The sequence below is a fragment of the Halomonas sp. SIMBA_159 genome (assembly GCF_046536035.1).
GTDB lineage: Bacteria > Pseudomonadota > Gammaproteobacteria > Pseudomonadales > Halomonadaceae > Vreelandella > Vreelandella venusta_A.
The window spans coordinates 1-274 of record NZ_JAWJBT010000521.1; the positions used below are offsets into that span (position 1 = coordinate 1).

Consider the following 274-nt stretch of genomic DNA (forward strand, 5'->3'; position numbering starts at 1 on the left):
CTCAGTTGGGGCTGATCCAGCTTTATGACGGTGAACTTCTGTCTTTGATTGATCCCCTCAGGCTGACAGATATGTCGCCGTTATGGGCGTTGATGAAAGATCCTGAGGTCGTGAAAGTGCTGCATGCCTGTGGTGAAGATCTGGAGGTGTTCCAGTCTGTTGCCGGCTGCATGCCAGCGCCTATGCTGGATACTCAGATCATGGCGGCCTTCATAGGTCATGGCCTGTCTACGGGCTTTGGCGCCTTAGTGCAGGAGTATCTGGGTATTGAGCT

Annotated in this window: 1 pseudogene; it reads left to right on the forward strand. The window is 53.3% G+C overall.

From position 1 onward, the window contains the following. Nucleotides 1–274: pseudogene (locus tag R0J87_RS20280) on the forward strand (ribonuclease D); the annotation flags it as partial.